The following is a 10990-nucleotide window of genomic DNA, read 5'->3' on the forward strand; positions in this document are numbered from 1 at the left end:
CGTAAATGTATCATTTGTAAGCGATTACATTAAGTCTGGTTCGCTAATCGGAAGGTCAATGTGATACGCGTGCCACTCGCATCGCTCTCGAGCGCGAAATCGCCTCCCTGTTCCTGCATCAAACGTCGACAGAGCGGTAGACCGAATCCATTTCCACTTGCCGTTGTCAGACTATGTTGCTCCTTAGTCCATTCGTCAAGCACTGCTGGATCAAGACCAATCCCGTCATCCGTCATGAGGAGTCGGAGGGTCGTGTCCGTACTGACGGTCGAAAACGTCACCGTCATCGCGTCACTGTATTTGACGGCATTCTCGAGAAGATTCAACAAGACTTGTTTCGTCTGGTCCGGTTGCCCGAGCACGTAGATCGGCGGAACGTCTTGTTCGACTCGAATCCCTTGTCCATCGAGGCGCAACTGCATGATGAATAAGGTATCTTCGAGCAGGGCATCGAGCGCGAACATCGTCGACGTCACGTGGCGTTCGTTCCGTTGTTGTTTCGCCTGTTCGAGATTATGTGAGACGAGTCGCAATAAGCGCTGGCTCTCGACCTCGATGTAGTGGTAACAATGTGCCGCTTCGTCTGGCGGCAGCTTCGGAATCAACTCGACATAGCCCATGATCGCCGTCATCGGTGTTCGGAGTTCATGGGTGATGTGATCGATGAACGTTTGTTGGTCGCTTCGTTGTTGTTCGAGCTGTCCGATGTTGTGCTGGATCGCGTCAGCAAGCGTCGAGAAGTCCGCTGCCAGTCGGTTCAATTCCTCATACGGATATGCCGGTAGCACATGCGCATAGTGTCCTTTCGTCAAGGCGTGCGAGACACTCCGTAAATCATCGATCGGTCCAATTAACGTCTTTGCCATCCGACGCGCTGTCCAAACGGCAATTACAATCAAGATCAGAAAGACGCCCGTGAAGACATAGGTAAATTGCCGCAGCAGTTCGGCTTCCGTCCGCAGATCAACAAGAAAACGGACCGAGCCGATGACGTCCGTTTTGCCATACAGCGGACTCGAGAAGAACAGCACGGGAACATCGGTTTCTTTCAGAAAGAGATAACTCGACTTCCCTTTTAACGCTTGATCGATGTCTCCCGCGAGGAGCGGCAATTGATCCCGTTCCGAATCAGCGAGTAGTTCTGCATTTGGTCCAAACAGCTGGACGCGCGCATCGAAGCGGTCCGCGAGATAGGAAGCGATCGGGACTGCCGTATCGGCGAGCGAGTCCGTCTCTTCACTTGCGAGGTAGTTCATCGTGTAGAGCTCCGCTTCCCGACTCAATTTTTGGACGGACTCGACGGCGTTCTCGTATAGGTTCGATTGGATGAAGGCATAGAGAATCAAGAAGAGGACGAGCAATGCCGGAGCGAGGAGCAAGACGAAGTTTTCCGTGATGACCTGGCGTAGCTTCATGCGTCGACCCACTTGTAGCCAACACCGTAAATCGTCTTGATCCGTTCGCCTTGTGCTCCGAGTTTCTTCCGTAAGCGCTGGACCATGATATCGACGGCGCGGGTCTGACCGGAGAAGTCAAAGCCCCAGACTTGTTCGAGCAGTTCATCTCGCTCAAAGACCCGTTTCGGATGCGTTAGGAAAAGTGCGAGCAATGCATATTCCCGGTACGTCAGTGGCAATGGTTGACCGTTGAGTCGAATGACCCGTTCTTCGGGATCAACAGATAAGAATGGATCAGCCGCGACAGGTACGGGTGGCGCAACCGTCTTCGTGCGTTTCAATAGATTTTTGACACGCAAGACAAGCTCCGTTCCATTGAACGGCTTCGTCATATAGTCATCTGCTCCGAGCTGCAGACCGATGATTTTATCGTTCATCTGATCACGTGCTGTCAGCATCAAGATTGGTAAGTCAGGCGTCGTCTGTCTCAGTTTTGGAATCAAATCGAAACCGGTCGTATCCGGTAGCATCAAATCGAGGACGATCAAATCAAAGGTCTGTCTTGCCTGCAAGGCGAGTGCTGCTGCTCCATCGGCTGCAGTCTCGACCGTCTGACCATCGAGTTCGAGTTGCAGTTTGACGAGATGCCGGATGCTCGCCTCATCATCGATGACAAGAATATGCATAGGAATTCCTTCTTTCTAGGCAGGTTTTTCTGTCCTCTAGCGTATCATGAAATCGTTTGCAATCACACCATCAGGACAAATGAAAAAGCCAGTTCCTAAAATAATCAGGAACTGGCTTTTAATTATTTCACCGTAAATTTCACCGTGACAGAGTTGTCATAAGCGTCTGGTTCGAACATCCATTTTTCGACACCTGTCTTCACCGCTTTAAATCCGTACCCATCAAGTTGTAACTTCCCTTCTCCTGATGAGAGTGCACGGTAGACATATGGATTCGTATCCTTCGTCGACTTACGAACGATTCCAAAACGTTGTCCTTTTTTGAGTGTCATCGACTTGCTGCTCGTCAGATGTGTACGGCCACCATAATAATCGAGCGTCATGTATTTCGATACTTTCCCAGCGACCGTCCGATCATCCGCTCCCGTACCGACACGATACTTTAATGTCTTCCCTTTGTAGGAGTAAACATCATGGACAATTGTCATCGAACCAAGATAGAGTTTTTTGTCTTTAATCAACGCGCGACCGAACGGATACGCTTCTTTTGCTTCAAACATTTTTTTGATTACCTTACCATCCGTTGATCCGATAAGAATCGGAGTTACATAACCACCACTCCCACCAGCGGGTCCGATGACGAGTTGTTCTTTTTTCGTATCAAGGAGTTTTCCTTTCGCCCGAACATCATAGTAGTCCGTATCTCGATCCGTATACGTATAGATCGTCGTCCATTTTTTCTTCTTCGCATCATACTTCTGCGCTTTACCGATGACATCGTTCATATATGTCTTCGTGTTGAATCGTTCATACAGCGTAAACGTCTCAGGGTACTTGCCACCAAGTAGATAGACGGACCGAACATCGATTGGTTTATAACCACCAGATAGTTTACTTTTCTTTAACGCAGCGATTTGGCGATCAACGATTGATTTCTCTGTTTTACTGAGTGCTGCTACCGAGTCACTAGCTACTGGTAGTGTGCTGATGATGAGACCGAGTGCTGTTGCTACAACTACTTTTTTCATTTGAATTCCTCCTTATGATTAATACATCGTCGTATCGTTATGACTAAAGCTTTTCAGTTGTTCAGAATCAACGATGTACCATCGTTCATCATCTAAGTTGTACTTCAGGTAATATTTGAAGGGAACGTCATCTCCAGGATCACGCTCATCGAGTGAACCGTCATCTTCTTTGTAATAGTCACCTTCATAGTAGCAAATGGCTTCTACGGTCGCCGTCAAATCAGTTGCTATTTCACTGACATTAATTGATGAAGGTGAATATTCGACATCATCCAAGTATCCTTCCCAATAAACACCTTTCTTGTCCATGCTTGCGTAATAACTTTGTTGCTTACTTAAATAAGCAGAAGATGTGAACAACGTGAAAGCAGATGTATCCTTATCGATATATGCTTGCTCCCATTCTTTTGCATGTTGATATACGGTATTAACGATATCTTCTTTAACCGATTCTCGGACTTCCATGCCTCTGCCTGTCGCTGAATCTGAGAGCGACTTCCGTTGATCGACGAGCCAGTCTTGTCCCGATTTCACAAGATTTAGTTCCCAGACAATCGTGCTGCCATCCGGACGTTCGTGTAGATACGGCTGATAAGACCGTGAGGAGTAGTCGACCTTTACTTTGACCGTCGCCTTATCTCCTTTAATCGTAATATCGTTTTGAGGAATATCGTTGACCGTCAGCTCACCGTCAAAGATATAACCCCCTGTGACAAGATCGTTCAAACTGCTTTGGAAGTTTTGATTATAAGTGTTCGTACTGACAGACAGCCCTTTGACGCTCCGCTCCGTCAGAGCATCTTCGAGTTCTCGGAAAAAGAGCGTCGAAATATCCTGGATATTCTTATAATCCTGATGGGACACTTCCTTTGAATCTGACTTTTTCGTCGCTTCCGTTGGTTTCGATTCCGATTTGTCCTGACTCGTCTTCTCTTCTTCACCAATGACGAATGAAGCATTCTGCTTCTTTTGTTCGACCGCTTGAGGCGTCTCTTCCTGATTCAAAAAGAAATACGTTCCACCGCCAGCAGCGAGTAAGAGAACAATTGCGCTAATCCCGACCGTTCGCTTATTGCGTTTGTTCTTTTGTTTCTTTTCGTACTTGATGACGACGTATGCTCGTTCGATTTCTGTCCGCTCCTCGGATTCCTCCGGATGTGCTTCTAGCTTCTCAGCATACGCTCGCTCGAGCTCTTTCATCGATGAGGTCCGCGATATCCCTAATCGTTCATATGGATCCATGATTCCCTCTCCTTTTGTTCAAAAATTTGTTATTTTTTATCTTTATTTTACATTATAATAGCGAAGTTAAGAAAGGAGTGCTTTTTAATGTCACATTGTTCGAATTGTCGAACCCCGATGAATGACCAGATGATTTATTGTCCGGTCTGCGGTCAAAAAAATCGTTCATCGCAATCCCGTTCCGTCAAAAAATCCTGGTTCATCGGATTGGTGATCGTGATGCTTTGCATTGGTGGAGGTACGTTCGGTTATCTCAAATATCAAGCGGCACAACCATTATTTAAGACGAGTCAACTGACGCATGCAGCGGCTGACATCGATCAAGTCTTGCCAGAAGGTGCTTCAGCGACACAACTTAATCAACTAGCTGATGAGGACCTTGAGGATTACCTCATTTTTGATGCTGCCTCACCCGATTCCTTGTACGAATTCCTAAATAGTTATGCCCAGCGCCTCCCCTTGCTCAACAATGGAGAAGATAATGGTTGGGATTATTATGACTCCACGATTGAGGATTATAGTTCCTATGCTGATCTATTCTACGGTGAAGACGATTTATCTGAAGATGAGCGAGATCGTTTCGGTGATCGACTGAAGGTGTCTGAAGAATATCCATATAGTTACCTCACATTAAAGGATATGACCTTCGATCGTATGGAAGCTATCAGCGAAAGTGAATTCAGAGTCGAAACGACCGAGACATACGCTCGCGTTCATTTCAGTAATGATGAAGAAAAGAAACGACTTTATCGCGCCATCGTCGAATATGAGGTGACGTTCGATGACGACCGATACAGCATCACCTCTGTGAAACGAACCTTCAAGAAGGAGATGACATCATGATGCGACGCATATTGCCTTTTCTTTTGACAGCTCTCATACTAGGTGGCTGTAGTAACGACTCAGCGGATCTCTACTTGAAGCAAAGTGCTCAAAGCTCGCTCGCTGGAGACCTGTTCGAAGAACAACAATGGCGCGAAAAAGCTCGGACAGAAGGTGCGACAGACAAACGCCTGATCGCGCTGGCGCAACAACAAGAGGCGTTTCACGATTTGAAAGCTGCCTTGTTCATGAATCAGACGACGGACGCCCTTCGTCATGCGGAACGAGTTATGAATCAAACGTTCGGTGACAAAGCGCTCGCGAACGAAGCGGCTCGTTACCACCGCACCCTTGGTAAGGTCGAAAAAGCATTTCGTGACGTGGCGGGTACCTATACATACTCGACGAGTGATCAAGGCGAGTACGAGCAAGATTATAGCGATGCGACGATTGATGTCGTGACGCATCCGAATCGTGAGGCGACACTGACAATCCATGATGCTCGAGATTATGAAGGACAACCACTTGATGACTTTACGTATAGTGGACGCTTTAATTCCGACAATAGCTTGATGCTTTACTTTTATGAGTCTTCTTTAGAAATCCAATTTAATGACGACGGCGGTCTGACATTCCGCAATTCCGGCGTTGAAAAAGATTCGACGGTCGACTTTGAACAGACGACCAAACAGTCCTTATGATAAAACGCTTGTCTTCGAAACCGGAGACAAGCGTTTTTTCGGAATCATCCTTTTGTATCTTTAAAGCGGTTCAATCCGTATCCCACTAATCCACCGAGGAACGGGAAGAGGAACAGCATGAACGCATTCCACCATGTCAAAGTAGAAACGACGACACCGGCTAGGACATCGTTATCCCATTGCAGTTCAAACCGCGTTTGTGTGAAGTACGCTAAAATGAGTCCACCAATCATGAAGACTCCAGCATAGATCGCGACATTCGGTAACGTCCGAATCCAGCGGAATCCGATTCCGACATGGATGACGAACATCAAAATAAGAGCAATCAAGCCGTACGGAGCAACACTTGAACTAAGCAATTGTTCTTCTTCAAATGAAGTGGAGGCATTCGCGATTTGCGCGAAGCGTGTCAAGAGTCCAATATCCACCGTCTCATCAAAACGCGTTACTTTCGGATCAAGTATTGGATCTTCTCCGTTTTCAATCTGGTTCCCGATGATTCCTTGAATCCGACTCAGATTCGAAGCTTCTCCCGCTTCTTCGACTGGTCGTTGTAGATCATTCAAACGATCTTCACCATATAAAGCCGCACCTAAACGGAAGTCTTCCGTCAAAACGGTCATCTTGAAATCGACTTGTCCTGCTTGTGACATCGCGTAAAGCGGAGATGCACCGCTTAAGAGAACGAGACTGGCCGATTCACCAAATTCGACTTCGTCCATTTCATCGAGCTCGTTTAGATAATACACTTGTCCAAATGACGTCAGTAGGACGCCGAACAAATAAACGCTCATCAATGTTGTCGCAGCGACCCGTCCGACTTGCCAAGAACCGCTTAGATTCGTTTGACCGATGAATTGGAATAACAGAACACCAGCGAGCGCTAGAAGGAAAATTCGAAGCATCCCCGTGATCAGATGTAGATTGAAAATGCCAAAATCCGTCGCAAACAATCCGACGACCAGTGTGATCACCGATAACGTCAGGGCAAAGACAACAGCACGTTCGATCCGTTCATTCCACGATATCGCCTTGATTCCGATGACACCACCTCGTTCCAGTAACCAGGCACTACCGATTAATAGAATTAACCCTGGTAAAGACAGCAAGAAGTGTCCTGAGAAAATATGAAAATCAAGTTGATCGATTGCTTTTTGAATATCAGAGAACTGTTCCGCATCGTTGCCTACCACTTCGGTCAGGAAACGTGATTTCAAGTCTTCACTGGATGTGAGATTTAGACCAGCAAGAGCGACGAAAGCAAGGAAGAAGAACATACCGAACGTACTAAAATCATCCCCCATGTTTTGTTGAACAGTTTTGATTCCTTCTAATGCCGGGTTATCACTGAGTAGACCAAGCATGACGAACAATAAAACGATAATTGCAGCAAAACAGATGACGGCAGCAATACTACCGATCGCAAGGCTCGGATTCCCAAGCGAGAAATCGAATCGTGATATAAATGCGCGTCCACGCTCTTTCAACGGGAGATTCACGTTCCAATCCTGTGACTTCCACTTCTTACGAATGTCGTCCATACCCGGAAGACGGTCTACAAGTGAGCCTTCTGACGTCGCTGCGACGAGGCGCGAATGTCCACAATTCGGACAGTACGACGCACGACCATCCATCTGTGTACCACACCCGACACAAAAATGCGCAGCTTGTTCGAAGCGGATCGGACGGGCTTGCTTATCGAGTGACGTTCCGTCTACTTCGCAATACTGGGCGTGCGGAGCATGTACTTGACCACAGGTCGAACAATACTTCATACGCGTTGCCCCATTTCTGATCCACAGCATGTACAAAAATGCTGATCATTACGTTGTGGCGTATGGCATGTCGTACAGGCGACTTTTGCTTGTTCGTTCTCGCGTGGAACGGACGTGCCACATTTCCCACAAAACTTCGCGCCTGGCTCAAGTGGCGTCCGGCATGACTTACATTGCTTTTGCGCAGCTTCGACTTCCATCTCATCAATCCGTGACAAGGCACCGAATACGAGTACTTCTTGTGCAAGAATATCCTCGATTTCTTGACGACGCCCTTCGCTCCGCAGCTTCATGTAATGACGCTCTCCGATTTCGTACAGCAAGCGTCCTTTTTCACGTCGTGCTTGCTCCGCCTGCTCCTGTAATTCTTTTGCTGTCATCCCTTGAAAACGTGATTTGACTGATTGCCAATCCATCATCTGTGTAGCCTCCCTTGTTCTTATTTAATACTCGTTGCCTGTTGAATCCGGAAACTTTCCTCGTAGCTATCAGAATCTGGTGTACTACCATATGTGAAGAGATAACGGAAAAGTGATTTGGAGGTTGTTTTACCTGGATACTCACTTCCATAGGTGTAGAGTTCTCCACGAATATAGGTCGTCGCCATGACTTCAATACCGATCGTATCCCCATACTCGACGAATTTCGCTGAAGAACGATCAATCGACGCATTCATGAACTCTCCATCCCACTCCAAGTCCTTTCGGCTCCAATCGTCATAGTTTTTTTGTTGCTTCGCAATATATGAAGCATCATCAATCAAATAGAAGTTAGAAGTATCTTGGAATTTTGCGGCCTCTACCCACTGAGCAGCATGCTGTTCAACGACTCCTTGAAGTTGATTCAAAACAGCTTCAGACGGTTCAAACGTGAATGTCGCTTTTTCCGTATCTGGTTTGACGACGATCTCATCCGACGTTTCCTCTCCCCATGGGAATGAATTCTCAATCGACAGTTTGATGCCGTTCTTCGGAATTGGTCCGTAGTTCTTCAAATCGGATACTTGTTTCGAGGTCGATTTTCCGTCGACGATTAAAAAGGCATCCGGATACGTTTGATCGAGCTCGATCGCATTTCCTTTTAACGTGATTTCGAATTTTCGGTCCGCAGCGTCGAGCGTCAACGGATTGATCGTGACATCACTCGACTCTTTACCGTATTCGCCATCGTAGGCAATCTTCGCATCCGTTAATCCCGGATAGACACCGTCCATCATGATACCTTCCGCCGATGCCTTACTACTCTCCGTTCCGACCGGATTCACGAGCGTGACCTTCGTTCCTTTAAAATTACTGATGACTTCCGTTTTGACGCTATCGAGGCGTAAACGATAATCTTTGAAGATTCCGAGTTGACGACCACTTGCTACGATTTGACCAGGAACATCACTATCGTTTTCTGCTTGAATCGATGCACCGGCCATCAATAAATAATCCATGAATGATTCCTTTTGCTCCGGTGTCTCTTTCAAGGCATCTAAAAAGCGTTGCGCCATCTTCTGATCAATCGGTTTTCCGTTGAACTCTGTATGCTCAGCGAGTAGTGTAGCGTCACCAGATCGAATCGCATCGCGGACCTGATTCGTCGTCGCTTCGACCGTGAACCATTGTGTCGCGAGTCCATAATAGGCACCACCAGCTACGACCAATAATCCGACGGTCAACAGAATCGCTTTTGCAGATTTACTCATTTTCTTAGGACGAATTGATCTGACGTCGCGTTCTCTCTCTACAGGTTCTGCATGTTCTACATGCTGTTCTAAGGCATCACCGCAACTCGGACAGAATTTCAATCCACGCTTTGCAGCATCCGAACAATTCATACATGCCATCTCTTCTACTCTCCTTTTGTTTTTTAATTTCATTTAAGCGAAAAATATCCATTAAAAAGATAACATAATATTCTACAATTTACTATTTATGTAAAAATAATTGTGTTTTCTGAATGCTTGTTGACCATAATTAGTATTCACTAGAATATTTCTCGTTTTATTCTGAAGCCAAAAATGGATTCATCATTAAAAAACTTTCATTAAAGTTCTTTAATTCAATGGATTCAGTGATGTGAACCTCTACTCGAAACTTCAAGGAGTATAGCTTCTTAGTGAATAAATGCATCTAAATGACTATTAAATATCCTTTTTACAGGTATTAGATTGGCGGTCTTACTTACAAATGACTCATTCAACAAAACGGATAAAGAGAAAAATCAATAAAAAAATTCTTACTTCTATGTTATTATTATAGAAATTATGGAATTAAACGGAGGACAAAATATGAATATTTTAGTAACTGGAGGCGCTGGTTATATCGGCAGCCATACATGTCTCGAACTTTTACGAGAGGGTCATGAAGTCATTGTCGCTGACAATCTAAGTAACAGTCATCGGAATGCCCTTGAACGTGTCGAACAGCTTGCGGAACGATCTGTCACATTTTATGAGATAGACGTTCGCGATGAATCATCATTAGAAAACATCTTCCAAAAGCATTCGATTGATGCCGTCATTCATTTTGCTGGTTTAAAAGCAGTTGGTGAGTCCGTATCACAGCCGTTATTCTACTATCAAAATAATCTGATCAGTTCACTTGTCTTACTAGAAGTGATGAGTCGTCACGACGTTAAGAAGCTCGTCTTCAGTTCGTCTGCAACAGTCTATGGTGTGCCTGAGACGACACCGATTACAGAATCTGCTCCGCGATCTGCAACAAATCCTTATGGTGCGACAAAACTCATGATTGAGCAGATTCTTGAAGATATCGCTCAGGCTGATCCAACGTGGGACATTACGTTACTCCGCTATTTCAATCCAATTGGTGCGGATGTGAGTGGTCTCATTGGTGAAGATCCAAATGGTATTCCGAACAATCTAATGCCTTACGTGACGCAAGTCGCTGCAGGTAAATTAGATACCCTTCAAATATTTGGAAATGATTACGATACGGAAGATGGCACAGGTGTCCGAGATTATATTCATGTCGTCGATTTGGCAAAAGGGCATATCAAGGCACTATATCATGATCATTCTGGTATTGAGGCATTCAATTTAGGAACGGGTCAAGGCACAAGTGTCCTTGAACTTGTTGCGACGTTCGAAGACGCGACTTCCCTGCAAATCGATCGAAAGATTACGACCAGACGACCGGGAGATGTTAGTTCATGTTATGCGGATGCTTCAAAAGCAGAACGCTTACTTGGATGGAAAGCGGAGAAAAACTTATTTGAGATGTGTGAGGACGCTTGGCGCTGGCAGTCAAATAATCCAGACGGTTATCAAAAATAAATACGACAAAAGATTTTGCTCTACAAACATAAAAGGAGATCAATTTCCGAATCCAT

Annotated in this window: 10 protein-coding genes; 3 read left to right on the top strand and 7 right to left on the bottom strand. The window is 45.7% G+C overall.

Going from position 1 to position 10990, the window contains the following annotated elements:
* Positions 1-29: 29 nt before the first annotated feature.
* The 4 genes from Q9R23_RS07100 to Q9R23_RS07115 all read right to left on the bottom strand — a co-directional run bounded on the left by Q9R23_RS07100 (position 30) and on the right by Q9R23_RS07115 (position 4353).
* Positions 30-1415, bottom strand: a complete 1386-nt coding sequence (locus Q9R23_RS07100) for a sensor histidine kinase (RefSeq protein WP_311246684.1) — start codon at positions 1413-1415, stop codon at positions 30-32.
* Positions 1412-2083: a response regulator transcription factor gene (locus Q9R23_RS07105; protein WP_311246685.1), complete on the bottom strand. Its 672-nt coding sequence runs from the start codon at positions 2081-2083 to the stop codon at positions 1412-1414. The genes Q9R23_RS07100 and Q9R23_RS07105 overlap by 4 nt, the downstream gene beginning before the upstream one ends.
* Positions 2084-2205: 122 nt before the next feature.
* Positions 2206-3111: a hypothetical protein gene (locus tag Q9R23_RS07110; RefSeq protein WP_215147103.1), complete on the bottom strand. Its 906-nt coding sequence runs from the start codon at positions 3109-3111 to the stop codon at positions 2206-2208.
* A gap of 18 nt (positions 3112-3129) precedes the next feature.
* Complete coding sequence (locus tag Q9R23_RS07115) at positions 3130-4353, bottom strand: hypothetical protein (RefSeq protein ID WP_311246686.1); 1224 nt, start codon at positions 4351-4353, stop codon at positions 3130-3132.
* A gap of 87 nt (positions 4354-4440) precedes the next feature.
* Here Q9R23_RS07115 and Q9R23_RS07120 point away from each other — a divergent pair, with 87 nt between their 5' ends.
* Positions 4441-5196: a hypothetical protein gene (locus Q9R23_RS07120; protein WP_311246687.1), complete on the top strand. Its 756-nt coding sequence runs from the start codon at positions 4441-4443 to the stop codon at positions 5194-5196.
* The gene (locus Q9R23_RS07125; protein ID WP_311246688.1) at positions 5193-5876 is read left to right on the top strand and encodes a hypothetical protein; all 684 of its coding nucleotides are present in this window, start codon (positions 5193-5195) and stop codon (positions 5874-5876) included. The genes Q9R23_RS07120 and Q9R23_RS07125 overlap by 4 nt, the downstream gene beginning before the upstream one ends.
* Positions 5877-5920: 44 nt before the next feature.
* Here the strand turns inward: Q9R23_RS07125 and Q9R23_RS07130 are convergent, their stop codons facing one another.
* From Q9R23_RS07130 to Q9R23_RS07140, 3 genes are read right to left on the bottom strand one after another with little or no spacing between them, the layout of a single operon-like run.
* Positions 5921-7651, bottom strand: coding sequence for a zinc ribbon domain-containing protein (locus Q9R23_RS07130; RefSeq protein ID WP_311246689.1), 1731 nt, complete (start codon positions 7649-7651; stop codon positions 5921-5923).
* A complete protein-coding gene (locus tag Q9R23_RS07135; RefSeq protein ID WP_214807832.1) occupies positions 7648-8070 on the bottom strand; it encodes a zinc ribbon domain-containing protein in 423 nt (140 codons plus the stop codon). Before Q9R23_RS07135 ends, Q9R23_RS07130 begins: the two co-directional genes overlap by 4 nt.
* A gap of 20 nt (positions 8071-8090) precedes the next feature.
* On the bottom strand, positions 8091-9482 hold the full coding sequence (locus Q9R23_RS07140) for a TcaA 3rd/4th domain-containing protein (protein WP_311246690.1): 1392 nt from the start codon (positions 9480-9482) through the stop codon (positions 8091-8093).
* A gap of 444 nt (positions 9483-9926) precedes the next feature.
* Between Q9R23_RS07140 and galE the strand changes: the two genes are divergently transcribed.
* Positions 9927-10934 carry a UDP-glucose 4-epimerase GalE gene (gene galE, locus Q9R23_RS07145; protein ID WP_214807837.1) on the top strand — a complete coding sequence of 336 codons (1008 nt, stop codon included), beginning with the start codon at positions 9927-9929 and terminating at the stop codon, positions 10932-10934.
* The last annotated feature ends 56 nt before the right edge of the window (positions 10935-10990 follow it).

The organism is Exiguobacterium sp. BRG2 (assembly GCF_031844245.1).
GTDB lineage: Bacteria > Bacillota > Bacilli > Exiguobacteriales > Exiguobacteriaceae > Exiguobacterium_A.